Raw genomic sequence first — 15,311 nt, 5'->3', positions numbered from 1 at the left:
ACTGTTGGGTGTCGAACGCCGGATGACGCGGACTCACGCCGTCCTCTGGGCGGTCGTCCTCGTCGCGACCACGCTCGACATCCTGACGACGATGGTGGGGCTGTCCCGTGGCTTGCAGGAGGGAAACGCGGTCGTCGAGGCCGCGATCGGACTGCTCGGACTGCCGGGCCTGTGGCTCGTGAAGTTCGCGGCGATGGTGTGGCTCGTCGCCGGCTGGGCGCTGCTCTCGGACCGGAACGCGGCGATCTTCCTCGGACTCTTTGCCCTCGTCACGGTCGCGACGGTCGTCGCGAACACCGCGACGCTGCTGGGCGTCGCGTTACAGTAGCGACTCGACGTACCTGGTGACGTGATCGTCCATCCGGCGCTTGAACCCGTCCTGGCGAGCCAGTCGGTCGAGTTCGCGGGCGGCGTACGTGCCGTACTGGACCGCCTTCTTGTCTCGCCGCGCGATCTCCTCGGGGAGCCACTCGCTGGCGGCCCGTCGCAGCGCCCACTTGCGCTCGTCCTCGCCCCGGACCAGCTGCTCGCCGGCCAGTCCCAGCGCCGTCGCGACGACACGATCGTCGAGCAGCGGTGCGACCGGTTCGACGCCCGCCGCTTCGAGGGCCAACACGTCTCGTTCCAGTTGCTCGGGCAGCGTGGCGATCACCTCTCGCTGAGCGCCACGGACCGTGTCGGCCTCGATCCGGTGATCGTCGGGGGCGTTTGCCACCTTCGCGTAGCCACCGAACAGTTCGTCGGCACCCTGTCCGACGACGAGGCGGTCGTAGCCGTCGGCGGCGACGCGCCCAGCGGTCAGAAAGAGGGGGAGCGCGATCTGTACGTCCATGGCGTTCGTCCGTCCCGTCGCGCGGGCGATCCGGGGGACCGCGCTCACCAGATCGTCGTGCGTGAACTCGACGACGGTCAGCTCGCGGTCGAGAGCCGCCGCGGCCGAGCGCGCGGCTTCGATGTCGTGGCTCCCCTCGAAGCCGGCGACGTACAGCGGGGCGTCGAGGCGCGCGGCCAGGAGCGCGGAGTCGACGCCGCCAGAGAAGGCGACGGCGGTCGACGCCGCGTCGACGGCGTCAGTCGCGGTCCGGATCGCCCGTCGGACGGCAGCGACTGCGGTGTCGTCGTCGCTCCGGTCGCCCTCGGGGAGCGTCCAGCGAGCGTCGTCCTCGTCGGCCGTCAGACGGTGGCCCGCGGACACCGACACCGGGTCGTCGAGCGTCGTCGGTTCGAACGCCCACGCGCCGTCGGCGGTCGGATCGGCGGCCCCGCGCTCGACGAACAGCGGGACCCGACCGAGCACGTCCCTGACGAGCGTGGGCCGGCCCTCGACGGACACTCGTCCGGCGAACCCCCGTGTTCCCGGCAGTGGATCGCGGTCCCGGATCGCTCGCCGGACGAGCGACGCGTCGGCACCCCGGATCATTCGATCAGCTGCGAGAAGCGGTTCTTCACCCGGCGCTTGGCCCCGCCAGCGGCCTGGCGGAAGCTGATGTGCCAGGGGGTGCGCTTGCCCTCGACCGTCGTCTGTCCTTCCCGGATGGCGTCGAGAATCGCCGCGACGCTTCGCTCGTCGGTGTCGACGTGTGTCACCGCCTGCCCGACCATCTCGCTGATGTGGGCGTCGCTGCCGGCGGTCATCGGCAGCCCGCGGCGACTGGCGAACTGGTGGGCCTGCCGGTTCGAGCGCCCGGTCAACAGCCGGGAGTTGTACACCTCGATGGCGTCGGCCGCCGTCAGCTCGTCTTTCGAGACCTTGTCCAGGACGCCGCTGCGAGACTCCTGGAAGGGATGGGGGACGACGGCGACCCCGCCCTGCTCGTGGATGCGGTCGAGCGTCTCGGAAAAGGAGAGCCCGGCCGGGACGAGCTCCTCGATGCCCAGCCCCAGGACGTGGCCGGCCTGGCTGGAGATCTCCGCCCCCGGAATGCCGATCAGTCCGTACTCGGGCGCGAGCCGGGCGGCTTCGAGGCTCGCGTCGATCTCGTCGTGGTCGGTGACGGCCAGCGCGTCCAGGCCGACCGCCTCGGCCTGTTCGAGCAGGAGCTCGACCGGATCGCGGCCGTCGTAGGACAGCGCAGAGTGGGAGTGGAGCTCGACCGTTAGCACGGGCGAACGTACTGTAGCGGTCGGCAAAAGCGCCTCGGTCGCGGCCAGCGGCGCGTCGTCGCGCGACGGCCTCTCGCTGTCAGTCCGCCGTCCCCGTGTCGGGCCGCGACGGCGGTGGCGTCTGGATCTCCTCGTCGGTGAGGTAACACTGCGGGTCGGGCGCGAAGAGGTCGTCCTCGACGGTCAGCGCGCGCAGGCGGGAGCCGCCGCGACAGACCGCCTTGTACGCGCAGTCGGCGCACTTCCCGGTCAGGCGGGACTCGCGGTCCCGCAGCGCCGAGAGCAGGGGATTCGACTCGTCCTCCCAGATCGCGCCGAAGGGACGGTCACGGACGTTGCCAAGCGAGTAGTTCTGCCAGAACTGCGTGAGGTGGACGTTGCCCTGGTAGTCCACGTCGGCGACCCGTTCGCCCGTGGGATCGCCGCCGTTGGTCCGGAGGTACTCGTAGACGGTGCGGGCCTTCGCCTCGCCGTAGTGGTCGCGCGCGTACTCGACGATGTAGGCGGCGTCGGCGTAGTTGCCGACCAGCAGCGTCTCGATCTCCTCGCCGCGCTCGTGGTACGACCGGGTCATGTCACAGACCGTCTCGACGGCGTCGCGGCGCTGGTCGGGCGTCAGGTCGGCGTCGAGGATCTCCGTCCCCCGACCGCCGTAGTCGAGGTGATAGAAGCAGAACCGATCGAGCCCCTTGTCGCTGAGCAGGTCGACGACGCCCGTGAGGTCCGGCGCGTTGCGTTCGGTGATCGTGTACCGCAGGCCGGTCTTCAGCCCGGCGTCCAGAGAGTTCTGGATCCCCCGGACGGCGGCGTCGAACGCGCCCTCTTTCCCGCGGAAGGCGTCGTTGCGCTCGGGGAGCCCGTCGACGGAGACCCCGGCGTACTTCAGCCCGGCGTCGCGCAGCGACCGGGCGCGCTCCTCGGTGATGAGGGTCCCGTTGGTCGAGAGGACCGGGCGGACGCCGCGCTCGTCGGCGTAGGCGATCAGTTCTTCGAGGTCGTCTCTGACCAGAGGCTCGCCGCCCGAGAAGAGGACCACCGGCACGCCGTAGTCGGCCAGTCCGTCGAGCATCGCCTTCCCTTCGGCCGTCGACAGCTCGCCGTCCGCGACCTCGGTGTCGGCGGCGGCGTAGCAGTGGTCACAGTAGAGGTTGCACTGCTTGGTGACGTTCCAGACGACGACCGGACGGCGCTGTTTGCGGTCGCGGATCTGTTCCTTGCGAGACTCCTCGGCCGCGTCGTAGCGCAGGCCGTCGCCCTCTGCGTCGAGGTCACAGAGGAGTTTGCTGACGGAGATCACGCCTCGTCGACCTCCGTGGCGGCGACCGGCGACGCGGCCTCGGTCTGGACGCGTTCGACCTCGTCGGCCGGACAGAGCCACAGCGCCCCGGCGGTCCACTCGAACAGCTGTCGAGCCTGTTCGCGGGCGATGTCGGCCGACGGTGCGCTGACGCTGCCCGCGTGCGTCAGGGTGTCCTCGGACGACTCGCGGACGAACAGCTCCCACTCGCGGGTGACGGCCTCGCGCGGTTCGTCGACGGTGACAGAGAGGGGATCGTCTGGCATACACGACGGTTACGTCCTGACCCACAAAACCGGGGGAGCGCGTTCCCATCGGCTGGGAACGGGACGTACCGGTTCGGGGAGACAGCGGCGAAAAGCCGATCCTACGAACGGTAGCCCGGCGGAGAGCGGTCAGACGGAGTGGTAACGAAAGCGAACGGACATCCAGATCCGGTCGCGAGAATATAACGGACGTATACTTAATGCCGACTGGTCTCACACCTCGTCTGCCGCCCGGCGATCCCGGGACGGCAGTTCACCATGCCACGAGACTTCATGGCCGAAGACAGAGGAAAGAACGTACTGACAGCCGACGGCGATATGATCGGAACGATCGAGAACATCGAGGGGAGCAACGCACACGTCAAGCCGTCGTCCTCGCTGGACCAGAGCGTCCGCACCAAGCTGGGCTGGACGACAGAGGGCGAAGACGTGTACGAGCTCTCGCACTCGGCAGTCGCCCAGATATCGGACGAGGAGGTGCACCTCGAACAGAACCTCTGAGACCGACGACCATCCGGACTCGACCACGAATCACCAGTAAGCCCCGTACCGACCCCGGTCGTGTTCCGGACCGTCTATTTTTCCGCGTACTCGCGCAGGCTCCCAGCGTCGACCGGCAGTGCCGTCGCCCCGCGTTCCCGTAGCTCCGTGGCGACTCCGTCGAGGTGCTCGAAGCCGACGACGGCGACCGCGGTCCCGTCGGTTCCGGCCAGCGTCCGCGCCATCGTGCGCTCGCGAGCGGCGTCGACGATCTCGTCGGCCGCCGGGCGCTCGAACGCCCGCAGGACAGAGAAGCTCCGCGAGAGGTGTCGGCGTTCGTGTGCGGCCACGGCCGCGGAATCGGTCGGTCGCTCGATGTCGAGATCGATCCCCCCGTCGGCCAGTGGCGTCGAGAACCGATCGCGACCGAAGACGCTCGCGAGGCGACAGGACAGTGCCTGCCGGCCGACCGTGAGCGCGTTGGAGGCGATTCGACCGATCGTCTGACGGCCTGGCGAGCGGTCGCGGATCTCGTCGGCCAGCGCCGCCAGGAACCGGGGGCCGTGGGCGTCGATCGCAACACTGTCGGCGTCGGTCGCGGCGAGTGCGGCGCTCATCTCTCCCTCGCCGTCCGCTTCGAACAGCGGCAGTGCCAGTGGCGGGAGTTCGACGGCGACCGTGTCGGGGTCGAGCGCCCGGATCACGCTGTCGACCCGGTAGACGCTGGCAGGGTGGTCGTGGACGACGCCGATCAGGAGGACGGCTCCGTCCGGGTCTTCGAGGAGCCGGAAGTGATCGGAGCGAATGCGAGGGTCGGCAAGCAGTGCGGCGGGCGACTCGGGAACGGCCCCGAGGTCGTCGGTGGTCATCGAAGGGTTAGCAACCGTATGCTTTCGATCCGCTTAACCCTTGCCTATCCTCTCGTCAGAGAGACCATACCGAGGAGAACCCGTCGAGATGCCTGCCCGCAGTAACACGCGAAAGAGCGGCGGTAACGCGCGGTTAGTCGTCGTCGAGGACGCCTTTCGCGACGGCGACGTCGTCGATGTCCGGGTCCGCCGCGGTCTTTCGGAGGACGAACCGCTTGCGGACGATGTCGGCCGCGTAGATGACCGTCCCCAGGATCATCAGGGTGTCACCGGGCAGACGCGCCCAGAAGAGGTCCTGAATCAGCGGCTGGTTGTAGAACGCCAGGCTCCGACCCGCCGCGTAGCTCCCGGTGAAGATCGCCTCCAGCTGGAGGAAGCCCACCGGCAGCACGGAGACGAACACCATCAGCGCCAGCCCGACGTTCCAGCACCAGAAGGCATAGCGCAGCCAGGTGCCGTCCCAGCGGTCGGGCTCGATGGCGATCTGGAGCATGTACGTGACCATGCCCAGCGCGAGGAAGCCGAAGGCCCCGAACATCGCGGCGTGGGCGTGGCCCACGGTGAGGTAGGTGCCGTGCTCGTAGTAGTTGATCAACGGGAGGTTGATGAAGAAGCCAAGCACCCCGGCACCGACGAAGTTCCAGACGCCGCTGGCGATGATGAACATGAACGGGAGCCGGTAGGGGAAGCTCTCGCCGGCCCCGGTCATGGCGCGGTACTGGCCCAGCGCCTCGTAGAGGATGAACACCAGCGGGATCAGCTCCAGCGTCGAGAAGACGCTCCCGATGGGCACCCAGATGTCGGGCATCCCGATCCACCAGTAGTGATGCGAGACGCCGATGACCCCGGTCGACATCACCAGCAGCGCCTGGAGCATGACCGCCTTCTCGGCGCTGCGACGCTTCAGGAGGTTCATCGACACCAGCGTCAGCCCGATGATGGCGACGATGAAGAACTCGAAGGCCCCTTCGACCCACATGTGGACGACCCACCAGCGCCAGAACTCCGTGACGGCGATGTTGGTGTCCGGGGTAAAGAGGAAGCCCGCGGTAAAGAGGAGGGCGATCGAGCCGCCGGCATAGAGGATCATGTGTGCGAGCCCGTAGCTGGGTTCTCTGTCCAGCAGCGGCTTCAGACCGCGCACCGAGAGGACGGCCCAGATGAGGAACCCCGCGAGGATGCCGAACTGCCAGAGCTTCCCGACTTCGAGGTACTCCAGGCCCTCGTTGCCGAGGATCCACCAGAGGCTCCCGTCGATGTACCCCTTGGAGCCGAGCCAGATCCCACCGAGACCGCCGACGACGACCACGACGATCGCCGCCAACAGCCCGTTGACGTACGTCGACTGGCGATCGGGCTCGTGGCCCGTCAACAGCGGCGGGAGGAACAGTCCGGCTCCAAGCCACGTCGCGGCGATCCAGAGGATCCCCAGGTCGATGTGCCAGGTCTTGGCGATGGCGAAGGGGAGCAACTGGAGGATGTGGACGCCGAAGATCTCCTCGATGCCGAAGAAACCGGCGCGTTCGATGTAGAAGTGCGCCAGTAACCCGCCCAACAACACCTGTGCCAGGAAGAGTCCGGCGGCGACGGGCACGAAGCGCAAGGCGGCCCGCTGGCTGGGGAACACCTTCACGTCGCCGGGTTCGGGGACGGAAATGCCCTTCGCGGACGGTTCGGGGAGCGAGATCGACTTGTACAGCCAGACGCCGAAGCCGGCTCCGGCGACCAGCAGGACCATCGCGATGACGCTCCAGGTCATCGCGGCCGCCGTCGCGTCGTTACCGGCACCGGGCTGGAAGGGCCAGTCGTTCGTGTAGGAGTGATCCCCGCCCGGTCGGTCGGTGTGGGAGAACCACGCCGTCCACAGCGCGAAGTCCGCGAACTGGCGGGCTTCCTCCTCGCTGTCGATCATGTCGACGGGTACGCCCCGTTCGTGGTCGCCCTCGTGGTAGCGCTCGACGTACTCCTGGCGGACCTGCTCGTGAGCGTAGGCCTCCGCCGCGGAGTACTCGATCGGTCCGCCGCCGTACTCGCCGTCGAGGTCCCGTTCGACCACGTCGGCGACGGCGGCCTGTTCGTCGCTTTCGAGGGCGTCGTACGCGCTGCCGTGGCGCTCCTGGGCGTAGTAGTCCCGCATGTGCTGGACTTTCAGGTCCAGCGTGTCCGCAGTGTAGTCCTGTCCGTAGTACGCACCGTTGCCCAGGATCGAGCCGTGGTTCATCAGCCCGTCCTTCTGGAACGCCTTCTTGCCGTCTCTGATCTCCTGTCCGGTCACGATCGTGTCGCCGTCGGGTCCGACGACTTCGTCGGGGATCGGCGGTGCCGACTGGTACGCGAGCCACGCACCACCGCCCATGACGATCAGATTGAACACGAAGACCACCGCGATGATCTTCGCGATCGTCGCACGTTGTACTTGCATACAGGTGACGATTGGCCGACTCCCTACATCAATCCGCTTCGGGTTCTCAGCACCGGGCGACGGGGCGAACATGTTCGTCGCCAGCGCGAGCGGCGACGGTAGCGACAAGAGCCGCAGTATGGCGGCCGAACTCGCCGATCCGTGTCGGTGCTGTTTTACACCTCGACAGGTGAGACTCTGTCACGGATGGTCCGGGACCCGTTCGAAGACGAGTTGTCGCCAGCGCTAGAGGACGTGCTCGACGCGCTGGACGACGAGGACTGTCGGGCGATCGTCAGCGTCCTGGAAGAGCCGATGACAGCCAGCGAAATCGCGGAGGAGAGCGGCGTGCCGCTGTCGACGACCTACCGAAAGCTCGAACTACTGACGGAGGCGTCGCTGCTTCACGAGGGCGTCGAGGTGCGTCCCGACGGACAACACGCCAGCCGCTACGCGATCAGCTTCGAAGACGTCGTCATCTCGCTGGACGACGACCGGACGTTCGAAGTCGAGATCTCTCACCGGCCTCGGACGCCGGACGAACGCCTCGAAAACCTCTGGTCGGAGGTCAGAAAAGAAACATGAGCCCACATGTCCCCAGTTCACAGGTCGGTATCGTCGCGACGAAGACGCTCACGCTCATCCTCGGTGGGCTGATTACGTACTACTCCTACCGGGCCTATCAGCGAACGAGCGCCAGAGAGTTACAGGCCCTCTCGTGGGGGTTCGGGATAATGACATTTGGGGCGCTGATAGGGGGCGTCATCGACATCTTCGTCCCCAGGATCCTGGCCCGTCTCTCGTGGCTCCCCGAGAGCGGCTTCCAGGACTGGCTCGTGGTCAGTGTCTTCGTCCAGAGTCTGCTGACGACGGTCGCCTTCGCCATCATCCTCTACTCGCTGTACGTCGATTGACGACACTGCTGGCGGACGCGACCCCACTCATACTGCCGGCTATCACTTCGTGAAGAGCTTCGCCACCCCGGAGTGGCGAAATCGTTCACAGATGGACAGCCGGTAGTGTCACGCACTGACGAGGGTCCCGACGGAGTAGTCGCCGTGTTCGACGACGACCAGCAGCAGGTTCGCCGCGAAGGCGAGTGCGCCCAGGGCCGCCAGTCCCCAGCCCGCAGTGATCGCGGGCGATGGGAGCAGCGTCGGCGCGACCGAACCGAGGACGACCAGCGCGATCCCGGCGGTGTAGGCGACGCCGTCGACGACCGCCAGCCGGTCGAGGTAGAGATCGTCGACCATCGGCACCGGTTCGAGGCCGACCTGATCGCTGTAGCGGTCGACCCACACGAGGAACGGGACGATGTGGTACAGCGTTCCGAGGACGACGAAGGCCAGACCGCCGGCCAGTAGCAGCGAGCCCGTCGCCGGACCGCCGAAGGTGACGGCCGGCCCGAGTGCGTTCCGCGACCAGCCGACCAGCGCCGGGACCGCCCACACGCCCAGCCCCGCGGCCGCGAGTCCGTAGCGGGTGAGCATCGGCGTCCACTCGACGCGAGTCTGGCGGAGCCTGTTGGCGACGACGACGGCGATGCCGAGCACGGAGAGGGCGACGATCACCCCGCCAGCGCGGGCGATCGGAGCGACGCCGAACAGCCGCCCCACGACGAGCGCCGCCACGCCGACCGGGTACGCGAGCGTTTCGACCCGCTGGAAACGGCGCTCGACGGGGCCGAGCTCGGTCTGGGTGAACATCGTCGCCAGCTGATAGAGCGCCCCGAGCACCGTCGTGAGCACGGCACCGAAGATCGCCGCCGTCGCGTGGGCCGAGCGGACGGTCGCGTGGGTGAGGCCCGCGACGGGTAACGCGCTCGCGGCGAAGTCGACCGCCAGCACCATCCCCAGCGTGGTCACGACGACGAACCAGCCGACGGCGACGGCGAAGTGTGACTCCGTCGCGTCGAAGGGACGGGCCCCGGCGAGCGTCCGGGCGAGGTTGTAGGCGAAGAGCCAGACACCGCCGACCGCGAGCACGCCAGCGATCGGGAGCAGTCCGAGCGCGCCCGTGAGAAAGCCAGCCGCGAGGCCGGCGAATCCGAGCCCCGCGAGGGGCAACTGGAGGATCGCCAGCCGTCTGGAGTGCAGCGAGACGCCAGACCAGACCGGGACGAACTGCGTCATCGCCCCGAGGATGGTCAGACAGATCCAGCCCGCGACGAACAGGTGGACGTGAGCGACCTGGCCCGCCCAGCCGGTCGTCACCGCGGCAGTCGCCACTCCCGCGACCAGGTACGCCAGTGCCACGAGGAAGTGCGCGAGCGGGATCACAGTCGGCGGACCGCTCGACTCGTCGACGGCGGCCGGAATGACGCTCATACCCGTCCGTTCGTCCGCCAGCGTGCTGTCGGTGTGGCCGAACACGTTCGGGACAACGGTTGCTCCGGGGGCGGCCGTCCGTTCACGCATGGACGCGACCGAGGCCCTGCAGACGACCGACGCACCCGACGACGCACCGACCCGCGAACTCGACGTGCGTTCGCTGGGCCCGCCGAAGCCACTGCAAAACACCCTCGAAACCCTGGCGGAGATCGACGACGACGAGGTCGTCGTGCAGTTCAACGATCGCGCGCCGGAGTTCCTGTACCCGAAACTCGACGACCGCGGCTTCGCCTACGACACCGTCGAGGGCGAGGACGTGACCGTGACGACGATCTGGAAGGCATGACCGACTGCGTGACCGAGCCAGAGAGCGGGACACGCAAAGCGGAGGGAGAGCGAGCGAGCGACGCCACGCGGTCGGCAGAGAACGTGGCGATCGAACGGATCAGAGAGCGCGGCGAGTCCGTCCGTGACCGTCAGGTCGAGCGAGCACTGTCGGAGCTGGAGCTGTCGGAACACGAGCGCGACGCCGTCGAGCGACTCGGCGACCGCCTCGTCGAGCGGCTCCTGGCGGTCCCGGAAGCGCAACTCGAACGGGCCGCGAGCGACGGCGACGACGAGACGCTGGCGGCCGCTCTGGAGCTGTTCTCTGGCAGTCGGTGAGTGCGTTCGCGGCGAGAACGGGGGGTGAAGCCGGGGACGATCGAACCGAGAGGTCAGGCCGCGGGCGCGAGGACCAGCAGCGCCTCGCTGTCGGTCCGGGCCTGGGGGGAGATGTCCTGATCGCCGTCGAACCGGACCACGTCGCCGGCCGTCAGCGACACCACCTCGTCGCCGAGGTGGAGGTCCAGCTCCCCCGAGAGCTGGTGAAAGACGATCTGGCGGTCTGGATGCTGGTGGGCCGGGACGCCCTCGTCGGCCGCGAGGCTGAGCCGGACCGTGTGGGGTTCGTGCTCGAACAGCGTCGCCCGGCCGTCGTCGTCGAGGTCGTCCAGCGAGACCAGTTCGGTGTCGTTCATGCTTTCGGGAGCCGTGCGACGTAGTTGCCGTCGTCCCGTTCCTCACAGGAGTACCCCTCCGCGTCGAAGGCCTCGACCTCTGCCTGGAACTCGTAGAACAGCGGCTTTGGCTCGTGGTCGTTGACGATCTCCAGGGCCTCGCCGCTGTCGAGGGTCTGGAACGCCTCGTGGATCATGGGGTGGCGCTGTGGCGGCGGTACCTCGCGCAGATCGAGTGTTTCGGCTGGCATCAGTCGACGGTAGTGGCCACGATCGGGAGGGACTTTGGCCGAACGTGTTCGGCACGTGGCGACGGTGTCAGTCCGGATCGAACTGTCCCGTCTGGAGGCCCCGACGCACCGGCTCGTGTTCGGCGTCGGTCGGCGGTGGCGCGGTGACGAGCGTCGCCGCCAGTCGCTCGCCGTCGTCGGCTTTCACCCCGCGTTCCGTTCCTGCGGGCACGGCGACGACGCTCCCGGGCTCGACCGCGTGGTCGGTCTCGCCGTCGCGGATCACGCCCGAACCCGACACGACCGTGATCGCCACGTCGCTGTCGGGCGCGTGGACGGGGATGAACTGTCCCGGCTCGAAGTATCCCAGGACGACCTTCTGGCGCTCGGTCTCGTGAATCGTCTGTGCGGAGAACTGTGCGTCGTCGTAGCGTCGTTCGGCGTCGATCGACGTTGCGGTCACGACCGAAGCGTCGGCCGGGACGGCGGTCTGGGTTTGCCCGAACGTGTTCGCCAGCAACCACAGCGGGCTGGCGGCCCAACGCTGACGTATGAGCCTCCTCTCCGGCTTCGCTCGCGACGGTGAGGGTCCCGAGTACGACGACTACGACGAGTTCGCTCCCGAACACCTCCCGGAACCGGGACCGTTCCTCGACGGCGCGGTGTTGACCGGCCGCGAACACGCCGCCTTCCACCGGGCGACGCGGACGCTCTTCGAGCGGCGGGGCGTCATCGACATGACCTTCGGCTACAACCTCGCGCGGCTGAACCTCGACCGGCGACATCCCGAGTCGGGGTTCCGGTACGCCCGCGAGACCGAGACCGACGGCGAGCGCGTCCTCCGGGCCGAGTTCACGCCGACGACCGAGTTCTGTCCACAGAGCGACACGCTGACCGTCGGCGCGTTCCGGGCCTGGAACGGCTGTCGCGAGTCCCACGAGTACGACCTCGTGCGGGTCCGGGTCGACCCGATGCACCACCAGAGCGAGACCATCAACGCGAAGCTGCGAGAGCTCGAATCGGTGTTCCGAGAGACCGGCGAGATCCCCTCCGATATCGACGCGGGCGACGCCACGGCTGACGACGACGTGGCCGACGAAGGCGGGTTCGACACCCCGTTCTAGGTGGCGCGAGGGTGAGTCGTGGGAACGACTATCAATGCCCGCACGAACGTGTTCGGAGTAACGCCGATGTGGAGAGCGGCGAAACCGGCCTGCAATGGCAGCAACGCAGCTCGTCCTGACAACGGTGATGGTCGCACTGGTGGCCGGTGCGGCCGCGGTCGTAACGAGGCTAGAGAACTGGCGCTCGTACACGCCGGCCGTCGGCGGCGGCGGGACGGCCGACGAGACGGTCCACCACGGCGAGAAGCCCGGCGGACTGACCCGCTGGCTCACGACGGTCGACCACAAAGATATCGGACTGCTCTACGGGACCTTCGCCGTGCTGGCCTTCGCCTGGGGCGGCGTGGCGGTCGTGTTGATGCGGTTCGAGCTGGTCACCCCGACCTCGAACTTCCTCGAACCGGCGATGTACAACGCGCTACTGACCAGCCACGGGATCACGATGCTGTTCCTGTTCGGGACGCCGATTCTGGCGGCGTTCTCGAACTACTTCGTCCCGATCCTGATCGGGGCCGACGACATGGCGTTCCCGCGGATCAACGCCATCGCGTTCTGGCTGTTGCCCTTCGGGGCGGTCCTGATCTGGGCCGGTTTCTTCATCCCCGGCATCGCACCCGCACAGACGGCCTGGACGATGTACACGCCGCTGTCGCTGGACCAGCCCAGTCCCGCGATCGACCTGATGATCCTGGGGCTGCACCTGACCGGCGTCTCCGCGACGATGGGTGCGATCAACTTCATCGCGACCATCTTCACGGAACAGGGCGAGGACATCAACTGGGCCAACCTCGACATCTTCAGCTGGACCGTCCTGGTCCAGTCCGGCCAGATCCTCTTTGCGTTCCCCCTGCTGGGGAGCGCCCTCGTGATGCTGCTGCTCGATCGCAACATGGGGACGACCTTCTTCGCGATCGGCGACGGCGGCGGGACGCTGCTGTGGCAACACCTGTTCTGGTTCTTCGGCCACCCCGAGGTGTACATCCTCGTGCTCCCGCCGATGGGGCTGATCAGCTACATCCTCCCGAAGTTCTGCGGTCGGAAGCTGTTCGGCTTCAAGTTCGTCGTCTACTCCACGCTGGCGCTCGGGGTCCTCTCCTTTGGCGTCTGGGCACACCACATGTTCGCGACCGGGATGGACCCGCGGCTTCGGGGCGCGTTCATGGCGATCACGATCTCGATCGCGATCCCCAGCGCCGTCAAAACGTTCAACTGGATGGCGACGATGTGGAACGGCCGCCTGCGGCTGACCGCACCGTTCCTCTTCTGTGTCGGCTTCATCGCCAACTTCGTCATCGGCGGGATGACCGGCGTCTTCGAGGCGGCGATCCCCGTCGACCTCCTGTTGCACGACACCTACCAGGTCGTCGCCCACTTCCACTACGTCATCATGGGCGGGATCGCCTTCGCGGTGTTCGCCGGGATCTACTACTGGTTCCCCATCTACACCGGCCGCTGGTACCAGCGCACGCTGGCCAAAGCCCACTTCTGGCTCACGATGATCGGGACCAACATCACCTTCTTCCCGATGATCCTGCTTGGCTACGCCGGGATGCCCCGGCGGTACGCCACCTACGACGTGGCCGTCGGTCCGATCGACCTGTTCACGCTGCTCCACCAGATCGCGACGCTTGGCGTCGTCCTGCTCGTCGTCGGCCAGCTCCTCTTCCTGTGGAACGTCGTCACCTCCTGGATGGAGGGGCCGCGAGTGACCAGCAGCGACCCGTGGGACCTCGACCGCGACGGCATGCGAGCCCGCGAGTTCGAGTGGTTCGCGTCCGAGCGACTGCCCGCGCTGACCGACGGCGGCTCCGAGAACGAAGTGAGCGGAGCCTCGCCGGAGCTGCGGTCCGACGGTGGCGAGGAAGAGCGAGCGAGCAGCGACGCCCGAGACGGGCGAACACCTTCGGCACCGGAGCCTCGTTCTCACGCTGCGTCCGTCGTGTATGAGCGACCGGGCCACACAGCTGCGCGCGCTGGCCGAGGAGATCGCCGACCGCGACGGCGTCCAGGACGCCTGGACGGCAAAGAGCTTCACCGACCGACTGTTCGTCGTCGAGGTCCCGCCCGGCGAGAGCCTGCCCGAACCCGTCGAGCAGTCGATCCTGGCCCACGACTGTCGCGGGGCCGACGAGGTCTACGAGATGGACGGCGTCGACGGACCGGACTTCGCTGGCGACCTCGACGACGGGCGACGCTACCGGTTCGTCGACGTACAGTCTCGCGGTGAACTGCAGTCCTACGTGGTCTGAGACGGCTTTTCGTGGCCGGCGCACTACAGCGATTGGAGCGTGATCGATCCGTCGTCGACTGCGACCGTCAGCGTGTCGCCACCCTCGCCGACCCGTCCGCGCGTCTCCTCCTCGCTGGTCTCGACCTCGTCGAGGACACCGTCCGAGACCGTGACTGTCCCGTCGTCGCTGCGGGCGGTGACCGAGAGATCCAGCGACGGCGACAGTCGGAGCGTCACGTCACCGTCGTCGGCCCTGACGGTCGCCGGGCCGTCGACGTTCTCGACGGCGAGGTCGATGATCCCGTCGTCGGCCTCGACGTCGCCGATCGTGGTCGCTTCGGTCACCGAGATCTCGCCGTCGTCGACCGTCCCCGCGACGCTGTCGACTGCGCCGATCTCGATCTCGCCGTCGTCGCCGTCGATCTGGACGCCCCCGTCGAGCGGACCGACCTCGGCGCTGCCGTCGTCGACCGAGAGCGCGAGGTCCCCGGCCACGTCGCCGACCGTCGCGTCACCGTCGTCGACGGTGAGTTCGGTGACCCGGACGCCGGACGGCACCTTGACCGTGAGCGATTCGAGTCCGCCCCCGACGGTCCCGATCGCGACCCCCGTCGTGTCTTTCACGCCGACCGAGAGCTGTCCGTCGTCGACGTTTCTGGTGACCTGGACGTCGCTCAGCTCCGTCCCGCCGATGGCGTACTTCGTCGCCTGAATCTGGACTTCGTCGCCGTCCCACGGCTCGACGGTCGTCTCGCCGTCGTCGCCGTCGACGGCCACCGCGTCAACGTCGGCGACGCTGTACTCCACGTCCGTCGTGTCCCGTTCCGATTGTCCCGAGATCGTACAGCCCGCGAGCGCCGTCGCCGCGCCGACAGTGACCGTGGCGAGAACGCGGCGTCGCGTCGACGTCTGTGGGTTCGAGTCGTCGTCCGAGTTCGAGTGAGACCAATCCATACCCGATGGTTCCGGTGCTAGCAGTATAA

Annotated in this window: 18 protein-coding genes and 1 pseudogene; 8 read left to right on the top strand and 11 right to left on the bottom strand. The window is 67.7% G+C overall.

Features of this window, described 5'->3' with window-relative positions:
* Positions 1-22: 22 nt before the first annotated feature.
* Entirely contained in the window at positions 23-328 is a 306-nt protein-coding gene (locus AC5FRZ_RS07035; protein ID WP_153553127.1) for a DUF5658 family protein, read from the top strand.
* Here the strand turns inward: AC5FRZ_RS07035 and AC5FRZ_RS07030 are convergent.
* From AC5FRZ_RS07030 to AC5FRZ_RS07015, 4 genes are all read right to left on the bottom strand, one after another.
* Positions 320-1,417, bottom strand: a complete 1,098-nt coding sequence (locus AC5FRZ_RS07030; RefSeq protein WP_346775275.1) for an asparagine synthase C-terminal domain-containing protein — start codon at positions 1,415-1,417, stop codon at positions 320-322. The genes AC5FRZ_RS07035 and AC5FRZ_RS07030 overlap by 9 nt on opposite strands.
* A complete protein-coding gene (locus AC5FRZ_RS07025) occupies positions 1,417-2,103 on the bottom strand; it encodes a PHP domain-containing protein (protein WP_493564235.1) in 687 nt (228 codons plus the stop codon). Before AC5FRZ_RS07025 ends, AC5FRZ_RS07030 begins: the two co-directional genes overlap by 1 nt.
* A gap of 79 nt (positions 2,104-2,182) precedes the next feature.
* A complete protein-coding gene (locus AC5FRZ_RS07020) occupies positions 2,183-3,400 on the bottom strand; it encodes a TIGR04347 family pseudo-SAM/SPASM protein (protein WP_170094000.1) in 1,218 nt (405 codons plus the stop codon).
* A complete protein-coding gene (locus AC5FRZ_RS07015) occupies positions 3,397-3,666 on the bottom strand; it encodes an Htur_1727 family rSAM-partnered candidate RiPP (protein ID WP_170093999.1) in 270 nt (89 codons plus the stop codon). Before AC5FRZ_RS07015 ends, AC5FRZ_RS07020 begins: the two co-directional genes overlap by 4 nt.
* A gap of 258 nt (positions 3,667-3,924) precedes the next feature.
* On the opposite strand from AC5FRZ_RS07015, the gene AC5FRZ_RS07010 reads away from it, so the two are divergent.
* On the top strand, positions 3,925-4,167 hold the full coding sequence (locus AC5FRZ_RS07010; protein WP_372479188.1) for a DUF8593 domain-containing protein: 243 nt from the start codon (positions 3,925-3,927) through the stop codon (positions 4,165-4,167).
* Positions 4,168-4,241: 74 nt separating this feature from the next.
* Here AC5FRZ_RS07010 and AC5FRZ_RS07005 read toward each other — a convergent pair whose 3' ends face one another.
* Together AC5FRZ_RS07005 and AC5FRZ_RS07000 are read right to left on the bottom strand one after the other, a co-directional pair.
* Positions 4,242-5,015 carry a hypothetical protein gene (locus AC5FRZ_RS07005; RefSeq protein ID WP_493564234.1) on the bottom strand — a complete coding sequence of 258 codons (774 nt, stop codon included), beginning with the start codon at positions 5,013-5,015 and terminating at the stop codon, positions 4,242-4,244.
* A 133-nt stretch (positions 5,016-5,148) separates the two neighbouring features.
* Positions 5,149-7,437, bottom strand: coding sequence for a nitric-oxide reductase large subunit (locus tag AC5FRZ_RS07000; RefSeq protein ID WP_170093996.1), 2,289 nt, complete (start codon positions 7,435-7,437; stop codon positions 5,149-5,151).
* A 186-nt stretch (positions 7,438-7,623) separates the two neighbouring features.
* On the opposite strand from AC5FRZ_RS07000, the gene AC5FRZ_RS06995 reads away from it, so the two are divergent.
* Positions 7,624-8,001 carry a winged helix-turn-helix domain-containing protein gene (locus AC5FRZ_RS06995; RefSeq protein ID WP_018258763.1) on the top strand — a complete coding sequence of 126 codons (378 nt, stop codon included), beginning with the start codon at positions 7,624-7,626 and terminating at the stop codon, positions 7,999-8,001.
* Positions 7,998-8,330 (top strand): DUF7521 family protein, encoded by a 333-nt coding sequence (locus tag AC5FRZ_RS06990; RefSeq protein WP_153553119.1) that lies wholly within the window; start codon positions 7,998-8,000, stop codon positions 8,328-8,330. The genes AC5FRZ_RS06995 and AC5FRZ_RS06990 overlap by 4 nt, the downstream gene beginning before the upstream one ends.
* A gap of 108 nt (positions 8,331-8,438) precedes the next feature.
* On the opposite strand, the gene AC5FRZ_RS06985 is transcribed toward AC5FRZ_RS06990, so the two are convergent.
* Complete coding sequence (locus tag AC5FRZ_RS06985; RefSeq protein ID WP_493565079.1) at positions 8,439-9,743, bottom strand: hypothetical protein; 1,305 nt, start codon at positions 9,741-9,743, stop codon at positions 8,439-8,441.
* An 88-nt stretch (positions 9,744-9,831) separates the two neighbouring features.
* Between AC5FRZ_RS06985 and AC5FRZ_RS06980 the strand changes: the two genes are divergently transcribed.
* Together AC5FRZ_RS06980 and AC5FRZ_RS06975 are read left to right on the top strand one after the other, a co-directional pair.
* On the top strand, positions 9,832-10,092 hold the full coding sequence (locus AC5FRZ_RS06980) for a DUF2249 domain-containing protein (protein ID WP_170093994.1): 261 nt from the start codon (positions 9,832-9,834) through the stop codon (positions 10,090-10,092).
* Positions 10,089-10,409, top strand: a complete 321-nt coding sequence (locus AC5FRZ_RS06975; RefSeq protein WP_153553117.1) for a hypothetical protein — start codon at positions 10,089-10,091, stop codon at positions 10,407-10,409. Before AC5FRZ_RS06980 ends, AC5FRZ_RS06975 begins: the two co-directional genes overlap by 4 nt.
* A 53-nt stretch (positions 10,410-10,462) precedes the next feature.
* Here the strand turns inward: AC5FRZ_RS06975 and AC5FRZ_RS06970 are convergent, their stop codons facing one another.
* The 3 genes from AC5FRZ_RS06970 to AC5FRZ_RS06960 all read right to left on the bottom strand — a co-directional run bounded on the left by AC5FRZ_RS06970 (position 10,463) and on the right by AC5FRZ_RS06960 (position 11,437).
* Positions 10,463-10,765: a cupin domain-containing protein gene (locus AC5FRZ_RS06970; RefSeq protein WP_493564233.1), complete on the bottom strand. Its 303-nt coding sequence runs from the start codon at positions 10,763-10,765 to the stop codon at positions 10,463-10,465.
* Positions 10,762-10,995: a DUF2249 domain-containing protein gene (locus AC5FRZ_RS06965; RefSeq protein ID WP_015762928.1), complete on the bottom strand. Its 234-nt coding sequence runs from the start codon at positions 10,993-10,995 to the stop codon at positions 10,762-10,764. The genes AC5FRZ_RS06970 and AC5FRZ_RS06965 overlap by 4 nt, the downstream gene beginning before the upstream one ends.
* 67 nt (positions 10,996-11,062) lie before the next feature.
* On the bottom strand, positions 11,063-11,437 hold the full coding sequence (locus AC5FRZ_RS06960) for a cupin domain-containing protein (RefSeq protein ID WP_346775241.1): 375 nt from the start codon (positions 11,435-11,437) through the stop codon (positions 11,063-11,065).
* An 88-nt stretch (positions 11,438-11,525) separates the two neighbouring features.
* Between AC5FRZ_RS06960 and AC5FRZ_RS06955 the strand changes: the two genes are divergently transcribed.
* Positions 11,526-12,098, top strand: coding sequence for a DUF7998 family protein (locus tag AC5FRZ_RS06955; protein ID WP_493564232.1), 573 nt, complete (start codon positions 11,526-11,528; stop codon positions 12,096-12,098).
* Between the two features lie 94 nt (positions 12,099-12,192).
* Positions 12,193-13,869, top strand: a pseudogene (locus AC5FRZ_RS06950) (cbb3-type cytochrome c oxidase subunit I); the annotation flags it as partial.
* A gap of 501 nt (positions 13,870-14,370) precedes the next feature.
* Here AC5FRZ_RS06950 and AC5FRZ_RS06945 read toward each other — a convergent pair.
* Entirely contained in the window at positions 14,371-15,282 is a 912-nt protein-coding gene (locus AC5FRZ_RS06945) for a DUF4097 family beta strand repeat-containing protein (RefSeq protein WP_493564231.1), read from the bottom strand.
* Between the last annotated feature and the right edge of the window lie 29 nt (positions 15,283-15,311).

The organism is Halomicrobium sp. HArcht1-1 (genome assembly GCF_058933285.1).
This window is presented reverse-complemented; position numbering and strand designations above follow the sequence as displayed.